13 protein-coding genes are annotated in these 17875 nt (G+C 39.9%); 7 read left to right on the forward strand and 6 right to left on the reverse strand.

Features of this window, described 5'->3' with window-relative positions; translation table 11 throughout:
• The first annotated feature begins 66 nt into the window (after positions 1–66).
• The gene (locus V7K53_RS24650) at positions 67–300 is read left to right on the forward strand and encodes a hypothetical protein (protein ID WP_335200160.1); all 234 of its coding nucleotides are present in this window, start codon (positions 67–69) and stop codon (positions 298–300) included.
• A complete protein-coding gene (locus tag V7K53_RS24655; RefSeq protein ID WP_335200161.1) occupies positions 290–691 on the forward strand; it encodes a hypothetical protein in 402 nt (133 codons plus the stop codon). Before V7K53_RS24650 ends, V7K53_RS24655 begins: the two co-directional genes overlap by 11 nt.
• A gap of 217 nt (positions 692–908) precedes the next feature.
• Here V7K53_RS24655 and V7K53_RS24660 read toward each other — a convergent pair whose 3' ends face one another.
• Complete coding sequence (locus V7K53_RS24660) at positions 909–1451, reverse strand: Uma2 family endonuclease (RefSeq protein ID WP_442940511.1); 543 nt, start codon at positions 1449–1451, stop codon at positions 909–911.
• Between the two features lie 193 nt (positions 1452–1644).
• On the opposite strand from V7K53_RS24660, the gene sat reads away from it, so the two are divergent.
• Together sat and V7K53_RS24670 are read left to right on the forward strand one after the other, a co-directional pair.
• Complete coding sequence (gene sat / locus V7K53_RS24665; protein WP_335200162.1) at positions 1645–2823, forward strand: sulfate adenylyltransferase; 1179 nt, start codon at positions 1645–1647, stop codon at positions 2821–2823.
• A gap of 231 nt (positions 2824–3054) precedes the next feature.
• Positions 3055–5169: a caspase family protein gene (locus V7K53_RS24670; RefSeq protein WP_335200163.1), complete on the forward strand. Its 2115-nt coding sequence runs from the start codon at positions 3055–3057 to the stop codon at positions 5167–5169.
• Positions 5170–5320: 151 nt separating this feature from the next.
• Here V7K53_RS24670 and hisC read toward each other — a convergent pair whose 3' ends face one another.
• Complete coding sequence (gene hisC / locus V7K53_RS24675) at positions 5321–6370, reverse strand: histidinol-phosphate transaminase (protein WP_335200164.1); 1050 nt, start codon at positions 6368–6370, stop codon at positions 5321–5323.
• Here hisC and V7K53_RS24680 point away from each other — a divergent pair.
• The 3 genes from V7K53_RS24680 (at position 6363) to V7K53_RS24690 (ending at position 9518) form a co-directional block, all read left to right on the forward strand.
• Positions 6363–6563 (forward strand): hypothetical protein, encoded by a 201-nt coding sequence (locus V7K53_RS24680; protein WP_335200165.1) that lies wholly within the window; start codon positions 6363–6365, stop codon positions 6561–6563. The genes hisC and V7K53_RS24680 overlap by 8 nt on opposite strands.
• A 60-nt stretch (positions 6564–6623) precedes the next feature.
• Positions 6624–7439 carry a GNAT family N-acetyltransferase gene (locus tag V7K53_RS24685; RefSeq protein WP_335200166.1) on the forward strand — a complete coding sequence of 272 codons (816 nt, stop codon included), beginning with the start codon at positions 6624–6626 and terminating at the stop codon, positions 7437–7439.
• Positions 7440–8930: 1491 nt separating this feature from the next.
• The gene (locus tag V7K53_RS24690; protein ID WP_335200167.1) at positions 8931–9518 is read left to right on the forward strand and encodes a type I restriction-modification system subunit M N-terminal domain-containing protein; all 588 of its coding nucleotides are present in this window, start codon (positions 8931–8933) and stop codon (positions 9516–9518) included.
• Here the strand turns inward: V7K53_RS24690 and V7K53_RS24695 are convergent.
• Genes V7K53_RS24695 through V7K53_RS24710 form a run of 4 tightly spaced genes read right to left on the reverse strand, consistent with a single transcriptional unit; the run spans position 9467 to position 17875 of the window.
• The gene (locus V7K53_RS24695) at positions 9467–12715 is read right to left on the reverse strand and encodes a DEAD/DEAH box helicase (RefSeq protein WP_335200168.1); all 3249 of its coding nucleotides are present in this window, start codon (positions 12713–12715) and stop codon (positions 9467–9469) included. The two genes, V7K53_RS24690 and V7K53_RS24695, sit on opposite strands and share 52 nt — an antisense overlap.
• Positions 12716–12720: 5 nt before the next feature.
• Positions 12721–14394 (reverse strand): DUF262 domain-containing HNH endonuclease family protein, encoded by a 1674-nt coding sequence (locus V7K53_RS24700; protein WP_335200169.1) that lies wholly within the window; start codon positions 14392–14394, stop codon positions 12721–12723.
• 11 nt (positions 14395–14405) lie between these two features.
• A complete protein-coding gene (locus V7K53_RS24705) occupies positions 14406–17357 on the reverse strand; it encodes a DUF1156 domain-containing protein (RefSeq protein WP_335200170.1) in 2952 nt (983 codons plus the stop codon).
• Between the two features lie 11 nt (positions 17358–17368).
• A complete protein-coding gene (locus V7K53_RS24710) occupies positions 17369–17875 on the reverse strand; it encodes a DUF7680 family protein (RefSeq protein WP_335200171.1) in 507 nt (168 codons plus the stop codon).

Consider the following 17875-nt stretch of genomic DNA (forward strand, 5'->3'; position numbering starts at 1 on the left):
ACCAACTTACATTTGAGCAGGTAATTTCTGTCTCTTCTTACAACTTTATCCTGGAAGCTTTATTCTATGCAGCTTCATATTAAATTGGTATTAGACCATGCTAATAGAAAAGGAATTGACCCATTAAAGTATCTATGCAAAGCTCATAACTTTAATAAAAAAGGAGCGATTAGAGTCCCGAAAACTGGATATCGTGGAGATAGTTCAGCTGTATACCGTAAAGGTAATGAATATCTGATTGTCAGACCTGACCAATATGGTACTGAAAAGATAGTTACTTATGGAGTCAATGATGACTAAAGCAATTTTAAATGAGCAAGAATTAGTGAAGAGAAATATTAGTCAATTATTAGTACAATTGACTAATATTTATCAAAATACACGTGGTGAACGACAACAAATTTCTATTCAGTTTCCACCAGAAGATGAAGAGTTTTCCTTCTTAGAAGAACTTGAACTTTTAACAGTAAATCTTAGAGGTTATGCAAGTCAAATTCAAAGCACAGGTCAAATTGCCAATCAATCTCAGGCAATTGAGCAATTACAAACTATGCGAGTTTTAAATATACCTCAGATTGCGAGTTTTTATTTTGGCAGTAATGGCAATTATGAACAGATAAAGAGTTATATTAGAACGTTAGATTACTTGCGGTTACTACTGTTGGAGTATTTGCAGTTTCAGAGTGACTAAAATCATCAAAAACTACTTCTATCTAATGCACATTCAAACTATTTCAAAGCTTGTACGGTTCCTACTTGCCAAGAGCGTTCAACTGTAGCGGTAATAATTTGAGTTAGAGGGATATTTTGAAAGTTAGGACTATTAAGCTGTTCCACATTTCAATTGCATAATTAAGGCGGGCAAGATGCCCACCCCACAAGAGTTATATAAATTTTAGATATGCAAACTAGATGTGGTTTAGCTTATCAGATTCGATGTAATGTCCATCCCTGAGTAAATAAATTCTCAGCTTTTTACTATCGTAAATCCATAGTTCTGGAACTGCGATCGCTTCGTAAGCATCAAGAGTTGTTTTTGATGTCACATCTGTTTCAATTGCCAAATCAGGAGGCGGATCGTTTGGTTCCAGTTTGCGACGACCAATCATTCTTTGATAATTTTGGATGTAGAAGCAAGCATCTGGTTCTACCCCCGCTATATTTTCCCGCTTAAAGGTGGTTGAACCGAAGGGTTCATAACTTTTCCCTGCGATCTTCAGCAAAATTTTTACAATATCCGAAATTAAGTCCTTTGATTTTTCGTGTTCGGGTAGAGGAACCATAATTTCTAACGTAGACTTGCTGTAAGCAACTCGTAGCGATCGCTTTTCCCCCAATTCTTGCAAAATAGACTCAAATTCCTCCCAACTGATATCCTGGATATTCACTGTACTACCAGGCGCTAGCCGCATTTGGCTAACAGGTTTAACAACGGGAGATACAGCAGTCATAAGCATTTTCCTTATAAAGGAACTATTCTGAAACTTGAGGCTGGATTAGCTTTAGCGTAACCTAATCAGATCGCTTACAGGCTAGTTGCAAAATTTTCCTCCATTCCCTAAACTCTTTTTTTCTACGTACCAGCATTTGATAAGTTAGTACATAATCTGAAACAATAACAGTTAATACAAAGAGGGGATTACGTTGAGTCAAAATCCAGATGCCATAGCCCCCCACGGCGGACAGTTGGTTAACCGTATCGCCACACCAGAACAAAGAGCAGAGTTTCTCTCAAAAGCTGACTTTTTGCCGCGAGTGCAACTTGACGATCGCGCCGTTTCCGATCTAGAAATGATTGCGATCGGTGCTTTTAGTCCGCTGACGGGTTTTATGAACCAAGAAGACTACGATCGCACTGTCACAGAAATGCGATTAGCTAACGGTCTTGTGTGGTCAATCCCGATTACACTATCGGTAAGCAAAGAAGTAGCTTCCCCGTTACAAGAAGGCGGCTTAATCCGTCTGGATAACTCCAGAGGCGAATTTATCGGAGTTTTGCAACTCACGCAAAAGTATCACTACGACAAAACCCGCGAAGCAATAAAAGTCTACCGCACAGATGATGTCAAACATCCCGGCGTGCAGGTACTCTATAACCAAGGTACTGTACATCTGGCGGGTGATATTTGGTTGTTGCAACGCGAACCTCATCCCCAGTTTCCCACTTACCAAATCGATCCAGCTGCCTCACGGCAACTATTTCAAGACAAGGGTTGGAAAACCATTGTTGGCTTTCAAACTCGCAACCCCATCCACCGCGCCCATGAATATATTCAAAAGTGCGCTTTAGAAATTGTTGATGGTTTATTTCTGCACCCATTAGTCGGGGCAACAAAAGAAGATGATATTGCCGCTGACGTGCGGATGCGCTGTTATGAAATTTTGCTGGAACACTACTACCCCTTAGACAGGGTAAGTTTGGCAATCAATCCAGCCGCAATGCGTTATGCTGGGCCTCGTGAGGCTATATTCCATGCTTTAGTCCGCAAAAACTACGGCTGTACTCACTTTATCGTCGGACGAGATCATGCTGGTGTCGGTGACTATTACGGCACTTACGACGCTCAATATATCTTTGATGAATTTGAACCAAGTGAATTAGGCATTGTGCCGATGAAATTTGAACACGCTTTTTACTGCACGCGCACTAAGCAAATGGCAACATCTAAAACCAGTCCCAGCAGGCCAGAAGAACGCATTCACCTATCAGGGACAAAAGTTAGAGAAATGCTGCGGCGCGGTGAATTACCTCCACCAGAATTTTCTCGTCCAGAGGTAGCAGCAGAGTTGGCGCGGGCAATGCGGATAGAAGTACCAGCTTAGGGTATGGGGCAAAACAGTGCTGAGTGCTGAGTTAGGAGTTAGGAGTTAAGAATTTTCCCCCTGCTCCCCTGCTCCTCGGTAACAGAGCGTAGCCGTTGGCGCAGCCTCTCGTAGAGAAGTGCTGCTCCCCTGCCTCCCCTGCCCCTCCACTCTCCACGTTTTTGTAACTTTACAATACAGAGTTCAGCCCTGTAAGCTGCTAACTGAATAGCTGAGGGCTGATAGCTAATTATGAAACGTCGCACGTTTTTAGAGAGAATTGGCTCAATACTCGCGGTATTGGGGATAACTGAAGTTGAGTGGTTGTCTTTAGGAAATCGCTATTATCAGGCTTTGGCACAACCTAGTCTGCGTAAACTGGCATTATTAATAGGTATTAACCAATACCCAAAATTTTCAGCCCTCAGTGGTTGTCTGACGGATGTGGAACTACAAAGAGAACTTTTGATTCATCGCTTTGGTTTCCAAGGGTCAGATATCCTAACTTTAACTGAGGAACAAGCTAGTAGGGAATTCATTGAGGCGGCTTTTTTGGATCGTCTGGGTAAGCAAGCTAAACCCAGCGATGTGGTCGTCTTTCACTTTAGCGGTTATGGCAGTCGTGTAAAATTGGAGACATCACCAGATACAATGCAAAATGCTCTGGTGCCAGCTAATGCCAGTTCCACCTCACAAGATGAAAAAACAGTCAACTATATATTAGAAGAAACTCTACTGCTATTATTGCGATCGCTCCCTACAAATCGAGTCACAGCAGTATTAGATACTAGCTATTATGCGCCAACCCCAGTATTAGGATTAAAAAGTCGTGCCCTTCCAGAATCATTAGAGGCAAAGCTAGCAGCAGAAGAACTCGACTTTCTCCAACAACTCAAAACTCAAAAGTTACCCAGCACGCCAATTGTCTTAGCAGCTACCTCAAATCCCAAGCAACCTGCCAGGGAAGAACTATTTTCTGGTTTTAGTGCTGGGTTATTTACTTACGCCTTGACACAGTATTTGTGGGAATTCACCCCAACTACCAGAATTCAAGTCGCTCTCTCTTATATGGAAAATTCTCTATCCAAATTGGGAAGTAAACAGCAACCAGCGTTATTAAGTAGTCAAAAAAATCAACATCTAACGTCTCTACCGCCAGACAACAATATTATTGGTGCAGAAGGTGCGGTGACAGCTATTGAAGAAGACGGTAAAACAATCCAGCTGTGGTTAGCAGGATTACCGCCACATGTGCTGCTATACTACGGAGTTAATTCTCGATTTACCTTAGCAACAACAACAGAAGAATTAGTATTGCGATCGCGGACTGGGTTAACAGCAAAAGCGCAAATTACCCAAATAGAAGGTGCAAATCCCCTACAAATCGGGCAACTTGTCCAAGAAGCAGTCCGGGTTTTACCCCGAAATATTAATTTAATAATTGCTCTGGATACTGGCTTAGAAAGAATTGAGCGGGTAGACGCTACAAGTGCCTTTGCTGCATTTCCCCATGTCTCCACCGTAGTCGCAGGGGAAAAACCAGCTGATTATTTATTTGCCAAACTACAGCAAACACCTAGTCGCTATGGTTTATTTTCTCTTGGTGGCGAACTAATTTCTAATGCCACAGGGGAAGCAGGAGAAGCTGTAAAATTAACAGTGCAAAAGTTAGCGCCAAAATTATCAACCTTGTTAGCAGCCAAGTTATGGCGGCTGACAGAAAATCAAGGTTCTTCCCGCTTGGCTCTCAAGGCAACCTTAGAAATAATTAACAACATATCGCCTCGTGTTATCGTGCAGCGCGAAACAGTACGAACTTTCAAAACAGAAACTTCTATTCAAAAATCACTCCCCACACCGATTGTCCCTATCGGTAGTCGAATGCAATATCGGGTAGAAAACCAGAGCGATCGCCCAGTATATTTAATCTTGCTGGGATTAAACAATAATCATACAGCGATCGCCTTCTATTCTTGGGAAACTCCCCAAGAACCAAACACCGCGGACACCAAACCTCTGCTTAAAGAAGTCGTCATCGCTCCAGGTGAAACCCTCACCCTACCCCAAACGAATACTGCTTCCGAATGGGTGATTTCAGGGCCAGCTTCTGAGTGCGAACACCAACTGATTTTTAGTACTGCCCCCTTTAACGCAACTCTCACCGCCTTGAACACTGCCAAGTATTCCACAGCCGAACAAGGGACAATTGGTCCATTATTGAATTCCTTAGACGTTGTACAAGCCTTGCTACAAGACTTACATAACGCTAGTGCCCTCAAAACGGAGATAAACGGTACAACAGCCGATTCACATAGCTTGGATGTGAATAATTGGGCAAGTCTTAGCTTTAGTTTTCAAGTGTTGTAAAGACTTCTTGCAAAAGTCAGGGTAAAGGGGAAGGGGGAAGGGGAAAAGGTTAAAGAAACTCAAAATCTTTTCCCTTTAACCTTTTTCCTTTACCCTGACTTTTGCAAAAATATATTTTTGCAAGAGGTCTTAAGTAAGTGGGTATGAATAATTAAAGATTTGTAGCTAGTGCCTCTACTAAAGCCTGATTTTGCTCATCTGTCCCAACAGTGATGCGTAATTTATCATCTAGTCCAGGCTGCTTGAAATAGCGAATTAAAATTCCCTGTTCCTTGAGTTTTTGATAGAGATATTCTGCATTTCCTTCTCTTGGCTGTGCCAGCAAAAAGTTAGCTTCGGAATCCCAGATATGAAAACCTAATTGTTTCAAGTCTGTTGCTAACTTAGTCCGTGATGCTTTAATCTTGGCTACACAAGCATTTTTATAAGCTTGGTCAGTGATAGCAGCTGTACCAATTGCACAAGCGATCGCATCAATGTTATAGCTATCCTTAACCTTAAACAATCCCTGCAAAAGTTTGGGATTTGCCACCCCAAAGCCCAATCGCAATCCTGCCAACGAGTATCCCTTAGATAGTGTCCGAAGCACAATGACGTTTTCGTATTCCTGAACCAAAGCCAATGCATTCTCTTCGGTAAAATCTATGTATGCTTCATCGATCGCTAAAACTCCAGATAACTGGCTGGCTAATTTTCGCAACTCATTGGTTGCCACCACGTGCCCCGATGGACTATTGGGCGACGCAATAAATGTTACCGCCCCATTAGCAGCAACTAATTCGTCCTTTGGTAAACTGTAGTCTTTGCTGTAGGGAATCTCAATAATTTCCGCTGCTTGCATTTCTGTTAAGGTGCGATATAAAACGTAAGTAGGCATCGGATAAACTACCTTCTTCCCAGGTTCAGCACAGGCTCGAATCACCACACTCAACAATTCGTCACTGCCATTTCCGACAATTATCCAATCACTAGGAATTCCTAAAACTTTACTTGCAGCTTCCCGGAACTCCCCCCCGAAAGGTTCTGGATACCGCCGCAACCACTCACCATCAATATTTCGTAGCACAGCTAATGCCGCAGGCGAAGGAGGATAGGGATTCTCATTGCTGTTAAGTTTAATAATTTGTGTACCGCGTCGAGGCTGCTCACCGGGAACATAGCTAGCCATTGCATCAACATTAGAGCGAAAGTAGTTGGTCATAAGGTATGGGGCATTGGGTGCGATGTATATGACGGGCTACACCTACGCATTTGGTGGCGTATCTTCAGCAAATTTCAACCCGCAATTTCTGACAATATCGTTTTTTGTCGTTTACATCAAAAAATACGTTATACTCGCCGCATCCTTACTACCCAAGGAATCCAGCCTCGAAAACGGTATTCAGTCACTCTAAAATAATAATGTTATGACCACGATAACACCAATGACAATGGACAATTTTATCGTTCGACCAATGAAGAGGTCAGAATTAGATTTGGTAATTGATTGGGCAGCAGTTGAAGGTTGGAATCCTGGAACTTATGATGCTGAATGTTTTTACCAAGCCGATAAATGCGGTTTTTTTGTGGGGGAATTGAACAATGAACTTGTAGCAAGTATTTCTGCTGTTGCTTACTCTCAGCACTTTGCCGTTATTGGCTTTTATATTGTCAAACCGCAGTTTCGTGGGCGAGGTTTTGGCATGAAAATGTGGAGGGCAGCAATGGCATACCTTGGTACTGAACGTAACATCAGCTTAAATGGAGTAGCTGCTCAACAGGAGAACTACCAAAAATCAGGTTTTAAAATCGCCTACCGTCATATTCGTTATGAGGCTGTAGGCGGCGGCGTTGTACCAGACGGCATTGTAGAACTCAAAACTGTGCCTTTTGATAAGTTAGTTGCTTACGCTCAAGAGTTTTTTTCGGCTGAACGCAAGCAGTTCCTACAACTTTGGATACAGCAACCAAACAGTGCTGCCTTTGGAGTTATTAGAGATGGGCATGTTGTTGGTTATGGAGTCATCCGCCAAAGCCACACAGGTTTTCGGATTGGGCCGTTGAATGCTGACGATGAACAGATTGCCGAGCAACTTTTACTAGCCTTGCTTGCTTTTGGTTCTGATGCTCCGGTGTTTCTTGATGTGCCAGATGTTAATTCAGAAGCGATTAAGCTGGCTCAACGTTACGGGATGAAGCCAGTCTCTGAAATCGCTCAGATGTACACTAAAGAAATTCCTAACTTGCCTATAAATCGTGTATTTGCGGTGACAAGCTTAGAAGTTGGTTAGAGGATGTTTGAAAAGTTCTCTTGTAGGTATCAAAAGTTTTAGATTCCTCTAAATCTCCCAATTTATTGAGAGACTAATAGGTTAAGGCAATAGACGGCGATTCATCGCGTCTTTGGGATTTTGTGGAAAACACCTAAATTAGAAAGCAAACTGGGGTTTGAATAAGTAAAAGTTCCTTTTGCTTGCGGAAAACACCAAAATGAGTAAGCAAACTGGAGTTTAAATAAGTCAAAGCTGTTTTTGCTTGCGGAAAACACCAAAATGAGTAAGCAAACTGAAGTTTGAATAAGTCAAAGCTGCTTTTGCTTGCGGAAAACACCAAAATGAGTAAGTCAAATGACCTTTTGAGTAAGTCAAAGCTTATTTTAAGAAAGTATTTCAGTGTTTTGAGAAAGTAATCGGGCATTTTTATAAAGCAATTAGGCGTTTTGATAAAGTAATCAGCAAATATACTTGACAATTAAAAATCACGTCTTTACAAAGCAAAGTCGGCATTTAGATAACTCAGGTAATATCCCTGAACTCACTTTGATATAAAGGATTTATAAAGTATAAAAAGCATGGTAAAAATTTAACTTCTATAAAAAGAGTTTCTTCAAGTCCGCCAGCGCAGACTTAATTTTTAAGCCACAGATTTATTTTGTGAATGCCAAATTTACCATGCTTAGTTTTTCTCTTCCAAGCATGTTAAATTATGTCACTCAATTTTCAACGAACCCGTGATTTACTCAATAACTTTCAATTTAGTGATTTATTTATAGAAGAATTAGGTTAGTCTAAACCTACTAGACAAAAGCGTGAAGCTGTTTCTCTAAGAAACCTTCACGAATTGCGACTATGACTTAAAGCATAAGTTTGCCGCCGTTTCAAGCATAAGTTTGCCGCGAGTATCACTAGAACACTGATTCTTGCGTAAGGCGATCGCACATGAAATTCCAGCTTTAAACTATAAGTTTGCCGCAATTAGATTTTTCAACTTTTAGCTTGCCGTAATTTCTTAAAATCATCTCACAGCATTAGCCCAGAGGTTTGTAGAAATATTACCTACTGCTAGGGTAAGTATGCAGCATTACCCATTCGGTTATGTGGGGCTTGTTACGTGGACAAATCCTTTAGCCGAGTTGAGTGGTAATCTAAGGAAACGGGAGTATGCGATCGCCTCGCCATCAGTTACGCTTATTATCAAAATGCCCTGTCTGCGAAAAACCCTTTTTCATTCCAGCTTTATGGATAGAGGGAATGTGTAATAGATGTTTTACACCTTTTGCTGAGATGGCAAAACATCAAAAGCATTACTGATTACATCCCTCCCTCTTGTCTTCCATCCGCCGACTATTGACATAGTGATTCTGCTTATGGGATGTGTTTTAATGGTGACTATTCTTCTTTCCTGAAGAATAGTCATATTTCCTACAACTCCTTGTTTGGCTGTAAAACTATCGTTCTGCCCCCCGAAATGTAGATATAATAAGCAGATCGATATAGACGGACATGGCAGACCATCACCAACTCTCCAACTTCATTTGGCAAATTGCTGACTTATTACGGGGGCCTTACCGCCCACCGCAGTATGAGCGTGTAATGTTACCAATGACGGTGCTGCGTCGCTTTGATTGTGTGCTTGCGTCAACTAAATCCCAAGTACTGGCGGAATATGACAAGCGGAAGGATATACCCGCATTCAAGGATAATTTCCCGGATCAAATTCTGGATAATGTAGCAGGACAACGTTTTCATAACCGTTCAAAACTCGATTTTCAGCAACTTAAAGGTGATCCCGATAATATAGATGAACATCTCATCAGCTACATTAAAGGTTTCTCGAAGAACGTTTACAATATTTTCGAGCGATTTGAGTTTACTGCTGAAATTGAGAAAATGCGTGAAGCAAATATTCTCTACCTCGTTGTGTCTAAGTTTTGCGATGTTAACCTGCATCCTGATGACTTAGATAACATCGGCATGGGATTGCTGTTTGAGGATTTAATCCGCAGATTTAATGAAGCAGCTAATGAAACAGCAGGCGATCACTTTACGCCGCGAGAAGTGGTTAAGCTTTCGGAATTAAATGTGATTTGAGAAATATTATTTAAATCCATTACCTCATCAACAATCGGGAATAAAGGGCTACCAGATGACCATAATTCTGTACTGCCGGGATGTTGATCAAAGTAATCAGGTTTAGTAGTAACTCGCAAAGTTTCTTTCATTCCAGGCATAGAGAATTTATATTCGCCATCCTGCATTAGTTGAACTTCAATCCCTGGAGGCAGTAAAGAGGGAGTTTGTAGCAATTTGTCTAAGATTTTTAAGCCATATAGTGGTTCTGGTCTTAAAGGTTCTTCTAAATCAGCTTCGGTAATTACATCCAAATCGAACGTTTCTTGTTGAGCTTGACGTATACTACTATCCAATTCACTGACTAAAACCGCTCGTTGCTGTTCTTGTTCAGTACGACTCGATAAAGCAGCATTGGCAATACTTCTAGGTAAAGTGGCTAAAATAGGTTGTAATCTGCCTACGTATTGAGAAAACAAACCAATGCGTTCTCTTAAAACTACATAAACATCTGTTTCTACAGTATCTTGATAATGTAAGTTAATGATTTTGATGTCTTCATAAGCTTGACCTAAACGGTCGATTCTGCCAATGCGCTGCTCAACTCGCATGGGATTCCAAGGCATATCATAGTTAATTAATGCGCCGCAGAATTGAAAGTTTAAGCCTTCGGCTGCTGCGTCTGTGCATAAGAGAATTTCTGCTTTTCCTTCACGAAATATTCGCTTAGTTTCATCTCTAGAAATACCTCGCCAATTGTTGTTACTGACGGCTAATTCTCCACCTCTTCCCGAAAAACAAATAACTTTATATTTTTCTGATTCTACTAAGTACTGGCGCAGAAAATCCATTGTATCAGTATATTGGGTAAATACAATTACTTGTCGATAGCCTTCTTGTCTGAGTTTCTGAAGCTCTTGGCGAAAAATTTGGGCTTTAGTATCAGTTGGTAATTGTTGGACTTGTTTTAATAAAAATTCTAATTCACGTACTTCTTCTGCTTGTAGAGCCTCTCTTTCTAGCTCGTTGGCTTCTTCAGCATCCATTGTTTCATCTGAAGCTTCATCATCAGAAATATTTTCTTCATTCAGTTCTAGTTGAGTAAAATTGCGATTTTTAAGATTATTAACTCGCTGGCTAAGGGTATGTTCTAAAGCGGCAAAACTACTAGCAAGACGGCGACGATAGATAGTCATTACAAAACCGACAGCGTTTTTCTCTGCTTGAGATGCATTATTATATGTTGTAGAAATATAATCCTCAACTGCTTCATATAATTGTCTTTCAGCAGGGGTTAAAGATACAAATTCGTCTTCAACAATTCGAGTAGCAATGCGACTACTAATTTTTCCAGCTTCGTAATAGCGCCGTAACAGTTCACGAGTATGGCGCGAAATCAGACGATTGACAGGAGTATTAGATCGCATAATTGCGATCGCTGCTCGTCTTTTGTCGTTGTTAAGTTGTTTTCTAAGTAAGGTGGCTTCATCTCTGAGAGCTTTTAATACATTTTTAGTGGCTAATTTACTGTTACCAGGGATAAATCTTTGGGCAGCTTCTAGAGATGTTTCACCAAATTGTGCTTCAACGGAGCGGAACAAGTTTGCCATTAACTCAAATTGAGCATGGCTAGGATTGCCTGCACTGGCACAATTGAAAAAATCTTGAAAATTCTTTAGATTCCACAACTGAGGTAATTCTAGTAAGTTGAGTAAGTCCCATACCTCTATGGGGCTAACTTGCATAGGAGTTGCAGTTAATAAAACTAAACCTTGAGTTCTATGTTTTAACTGCTGCATTAATCGCAATAATTGATTAGGGCCTTTCGGTTGAGTGCCACTCACTCCTTGGCGGCGGGCATGGTGTGCTTCATCAAGAAACAATAAGTCGTAAGGTTCAGCTTCATTAATCAATTCTTTGGCGCGATCTGCCCTTCGCATTAAGTGGCTGGAGGTAATGATGATGGGTTCTTTGTGCCATTCCTCACGGCTGACGGCTTTACTAATGGGTTTACCTAACACTCTCAAAGCTGGGCAATCATACCAACTAAGAGTTTTACCATCATAGATAGGAACATTGAGGTTAAACTTTTCTCTGAGTTCAATTTGCCATTGAGTGAGAATCGCTTTGGGGGCAAGGATGAGAATCCGCTTGGCTTTACCAGCTAACCAAGCTTGACGAATCAATAATCCAGCTTGAATGGTTTTACCTAAGCCAACTTCGTCAGCAATCAGGAGTTTGGGAGGCCAATTTTGATATAGGCGTTGAAAAGCATTGACTTGGTGCGGATAGGGTGTAATCGCACAGGTAGCTTCGCCAACGCGATCGCCTTTTCCAGGAATTGCCGCGCCGTACTGTATCAAACTCCAAACTTGTTTAAATTGTTCTTGCAGATCAAGAGGCTGCTTGTTTTCATCAAAGGTTTTTTCACTGGTTTGGGCAGTTGTAGAACCAACAGAACTCATCTCTACAAAATTCTGAGTGCTGACTTCTGGTTCCTGAATACTCTGCAATCGCTTTGGTTTTTGATCGTTGGGTGGAAGATAACTGAGGAGTTGTTCTTTTACCGCAGTAGGAACATCAATGACTAGACAGCGTTTGGCTTGGTTTGTCCAGAGTTTAGCAAATCCTCGTTCCTCTTCCTCTAAATGGAGTTTTGTTCCACCCCAATCTGTAAAGACGTGAAAACTCTCCCAATTTCCTGTCCAGCCTTTGGCTGTTTCATTCACACTGCCATTAAATGCAAGTCTGTTTCCAGCTTTATCTTCAATAACTCCGGCTTTTTCGTGAAAAATGCCTTCTAGGGGAATCGGCTGGCGTTCAGAAGAACAGGGTAAAGCAAGTTTAACTTCTAGATAGCCCTGTGCAATCATCCAGGAAAGAAGTTCTAATGCGTCTGCTTCTCCAATATTTTCTGGAATCAACGGAAAATTAGATAGAGAACGATCTACCACTTCTTTGAGTTTTTCACCTCGTGCGATCGCTTCTACTTCTTCTTCCTTAAGAGTGCAGCCAATGACTAACCGCATAACTCCATGATTACGAATTAAACCTTCAATTCCCCGTGCAGCTAAGGTGAGGATACGGGCAGAAAAAAAGCCAGTAGAACGGTCATAGCGGATTGCACAATTAAGGATAGGTTCGTAAAACTCATTAATCAGGCTCAATGTATCAGAGTCGTACTTTGTCGCCCAAGTATAATCTGTAAGTAAAGCCATAATTTTTAGACATTGGTTTGAATCATAAAGCCAAATTTTTCTAAAATCAGTTTTTTTCTAGCTGCAATAAACTGTTCATAGTTTTCTAGCTTCCATAACTCTCGGTCTTTAGGAATTAGATGTAAATTTAAATAATCATCATTTTTGCTGCTAAACCATTGTTCAGGGGGAATATCTCTTTTGCCTCCTGCACCATTTTCTTTCGCAGTTAGCAACATACAGTTAGCAATCTGATCTCGGTCAAATTGCAGATACTTGAGAATGTCTTTGCGCCCTGTAGTTGGGTTAATTGTTTTAATCTTTCGTAGCAGAGATTGAGGAAATATATGATCTATCTGTGGTAGACTAGCTTCGTAAGATGGGTGATAATCAAAGCTTTTATACCATAAATTAAAATACAAATGTATGTATTTAGAAGAATAATGCTGTGTTAAGACGCTAGATTCAGTAATTTCTAAATTTCTGCCATCAGCGCGAATTACACCTAATAGGTCTTTGACATCAAATTCTTCAATTTCTTTGATTTTTCTGGTTAATTTATCAATTAATTTATCCGGATTACCGCTAAAAGCACCAGTAAGTAATGTTCTTAAAACATAGGTATCTAAGTGTTCAATATTAGACCACTTTCTCGGATATTTATAGCGGAAATAGATAATCGGAATTAATGCCAAATAAGAAGGAACAGCTTTATCAGTCCGTAGAAAAGTTTTACCTAGTAGGAAATCTTTAACATCTTTGATAGCATTAGCTATGTTATCCCAGTTTTTTACAATCTCTTCTTTGGTAACTCCATCTCTGAACTTATTAACATCATACTGCGCTCCTTTATCCAGTAAAGTAATACAGGTTTTTAAAATAAAATCCCTGGTAAAACTATAGCCACTTCGATTCAGTTCATCTATTAAGTCTTCCAACTCCTCATCTGCATCATCCCAACTGGATGTTAACAGAGAAAAGAGTAAATCTGATTTACCTAATTGAGTCCCACCAGAATTGGCTCTAATAAAAATTTCTACAACATCTTCTTCTTTATAAGCTTGTGGATTATCAACGCTATCAAGTTCCTGATATATTAAAAAATCAGATGCAGAAAACTGATTAATAGCTAAGGCGACATTATCAAAAACTCTGCTTTTATCTTCATTGCTTAAATCGTCTTGAAGGTTAATAATTGATTGAGCAATTGTATTAAATCTGTTATGATTAAAGATAATGTCTTTGAATTTAATCCAAGGGAATTTAGCGTTATCAGCATTTAGAAATTTAAACTGATAGCGAATATCTTCTGGTGCAGCTAAATCTCCACTGATTACATTAAAAAATAGTTCTTTTCTGTCGTAACTACCTTTTAAGCCAATAAACATACATTGTAAACGTTGTTGCCCGTCTAGAACTAATAGTTTAGTCTTACTATTCTCTGGAACATTAAAATCAGAAAGTCTCAAATTTGGTTTATAATGGTCAATAAATTTACGACATTTTATTTTTGATTGAGTACGCCAAACCAAGAGCGTGCTGATAGGGTATTCACGCATAATCGAGTCAAATAGACGCTCGATTTGTTCTTCTGACCAAACAAAGGGACGTTGAATATTTGGCAACCAAAAGCCGCCATCTTTTTCTTCATCATTAAGGTAAGTAACCATTTTACGAATGGTTTCTTTTTGATTCTTCATAACACAATTTCCTATGCAATTTTAATATTCAACCACAGTTCTAATTGCTTGGGCTGTGGAACGTTTTCGCTAAATGCCAAGCGACGCAAGCTTTCTAACACATCAAAATCTTTAGCAGCTTCTGCAACTTCCCCTTCTTCTTCTGCAAAACCTGTGTAGGTGCTGGAAACAGGTAATACTTCTAATACAGCTAATAAAGCGGTTTGGAAATCTGAACTTTTATCAACTTGGTTGCTTTCGAGTAATTTCTTAGCAGCTTCTAAGCCATTGCTACGCGCACGGTTAGCAGCGTGGTGTAGTGCATCAATCATGCTGCGACTACCATCTGGTGAACCTAGACTAGCTTTGGCGGCGCGTTGACTACTATCCCATAAAATTAAATCGCTGGATTGTTTTTGTGCTAAATAACCAACAATTTCTTTGTCTAAATCTACACCTACAACTCTAGCTAATCGCAAGGCTTCATCATAAGGGAAACGAGGAGCTTCAAAAGCATCCCAAGCTAATACAAACCATTCGGTAATGGGGTCTAAATTTGTTTGGCGTTTTGTGCCTAAAAGTTGTTCCATGCGCCATTGTTTCACTTCTCGCCTAGCCGCATCTAGCGCATCTTCTGGGGTGACTGCATAAGGGTCAAATTCATCAAATAAGCTGGTTTGTTTGCTTTTCTGTTTCGTTTTTGGTTGAGCTTTGGGAGTACCGCGAGTTAAAGGCCAGTGTTGGGATAATTCTTGTAAGGCTGGCCCAAAGCAGGATAGATATAAATCAACGCCTTTGATACCGTATTTTTGAAATTCTTGGACTCGTTTTCTGACAGCCTTAGCAACATCCTTTTCTACGTCTTCCCAATAAACAGTATCTTCTTCAGGTTTGGTGGGACGAGGACGACAAACAAGGAATATAGTACTTTTAGCAGCAGCTTTGTCTTTGATGTGCAGGCTGCTTTCAGCTTCGGTGTTGATAGGCCAAGAAGCAGTGATAGTAAAGCCAGCTTCTAATAAACCACTAGCCAAAGCATCCCATGCACCTTGAGCTTTATGGGTAAACATGAGGGTGAGAATACCGTCATCTTTGAGGACACGGCGACACTCATTAAAAATACTCGCCATGCGTTCTTGATAGTCTTTGGTTGCTAATGCTTTCGCGCCTTTTTCACCTTGAAATTTTGCAGGGTTGGCTACGGCTTCGTTTTCTTTATCTGTTAATTGACGGGTAAAAAATTCAGGATAAACATAACCTGCGGTGAGCTTTAGCCAAACATAAAAGAAATCACTAAGTTCTGCATACATTACATTGTCATAATAAGGTGGATCAAAGACAATGGCATCTATGCTTTTATCTTCTAAATGAGACAGGTTATCTCCTGAATCATTTGTGATTGTAATATCAGGTATAGTAAAAGATGACGCATTCAATAATTGAAGTTGCTTACTCTTGCTGTTACTGTTTTTAGTATCAATGTCTGGACGGCTTAATTCAATAAGTTCTTCAATACATTTTCTAGTTTGTTCTATCGCCCAATCATAGCCTAAGCCATTAATTAAAGGAGCTATTTCAGCATAAGAGCATTTGAAAGAAAAATCATGACGCTCAAATAAATTACGAATTCTTTCAGTTTTCTGATCCCATCGAGAAGAATAAGAGTTATAACTAATAATTTTATCAATTACAAAGCTTAAATAAATAAACGCTGCTTTTGTAGCTTCATCTAATGTTTCTTGGGCTTTTTCTTTCTCTAATAGTTCTCGAAATATTTCTACACTTATCCCATGACAAAAAAGTTGGCGTGGGTGAAATAAATCGAGAAACTTTTTTGCTCCATACTGAGCAGGTGTATTACCATGAGTCCATGATTCTGTATTCATTGGTAAATAATCGCTAGGAATAATATCTAAAGCTTCCCATTCAATTAATTTTTCTTCTAACTTTGCTTTAATTTCTGCTGAATTATCATCACTGGATACAGGTGCGCGATATCCTCTTTCCCATTTTTCCTTTGTTTTTCCTGTTTTAGTTGTAGTAACAATTCTTTCTTTATATACAACAGCAAATAATTGGTCGTCCATTTCTCCAGCTTGTGCTTGAGATTTAATTTCATCACCTGACACAACTCGATTACAATCAGGATAGGGACATTGAGCATCGCCTTTACTAACTGTTCCGGCTGATTGGTCTTTGCTTTTATGGACTATTTCAAATTCACAAATTCGCTTATTTACATCTGGCTTTAAGCGTACTCCTGTACCGTCCGGCGCAAGTTTCCAATTAGGAGAAAGGGGAATTATACCTTCACAATAAGGACAGCATACTGTACGGGCGTAAATGTAATTAGTTGAAATCGCATTTTCTTTAGGTTCTTTAGGATAAAATTCTTTTAACCTTTCTTCTCTTAGTTGAATAAACTTAGCAGAAATTATATTAAATTCTTCTAAAATCTGTAATCCATAATTGATTGGAAAGTCAATAGTTGCTTTGAGAATAAGGGAAGCAACAGGATTAAGATCGTTAGCAAACGTATTTACGCCTAGTCGTATGGACTCAAAGGGTATACTACCTCCGCCAGCAGTTGGATCTAAAATTTGAGGTTTTTTTAAGCCTATTCTACGGCTTTCATAGTTTAGCCATTCTTTATCTGCATCTGAAGGAATATAAGAAAAAGCACGTTTATAAGTATAAGCGTCCCCTTCAAAACGTTCTCCTTTCCTTCTTGCTAAATCAATTTTTCTGCGAGTTGCAATAGGATCGCCATGAATACCTAAAATATGCAAAAATTTTTTTTTATCAACATCCGCAGGTAATAAAGAAGCCAAGACCGCAGCCCGTGATGCTACTAAAGGTCGCCTAGCCCACCAAACATGAAGATAATAAGTGGGAGGTAGCGCAGTCATTGAACGTCTTTCTCTAACACTTTCCTCACCAATTTCCGCAACAGGTAGCCATTCCTCAATCAAACGTCTGGTCATTTTTTAATCCTTTAATCTTTATTTGGGTCTGTCAACAAACAGCGCAAAGCCATCAAAACTCGCCTGGGATTTTTACGGTGCATTGCCATTCCTAACCAGTAGGCGGCTTCTTCTTTTCCCATCACCTCAACCCCTTCAGCACAACAGCGCATATTCTCTCGATTTCGCATTGGTGCTAACACGCGAAACATTAAACCCATTCTCAATGCCTGTTCTTCATCAAGGTCAAAATCTTTGATTTTTCCTTGTTGCAATTTGGTTAAATCAATATCTATCTGCTTGAGTTGACGTAGTAACCGATGTTCGATTAAAGCAAAATTTCTGCCTTTAATTCCTGCAACACGTTTGGGACTTTTGAGATGTGGTGTAGCGGGAGATGGTAACTGCCAAATTTCTAAAGATAAATCACTTCCTGGCAGCTTTTCTACTTTTAATTGATAATGAGGTTTACTCAAATTCTTAGTAAAAGAATTATGGTGATGTGAAAATTGACTTAAAGGAAGAGTAGCAACAACCAT

Origin of the sequence: Nostoc sp. (assembly GCF_036917355.1) — a bacterium.
Classification (GTDB): Bacteria; Cyanobacteriota; Cyanobacteriia; order Cyanobacteriales; family Nostocaceae; genus Nostoc.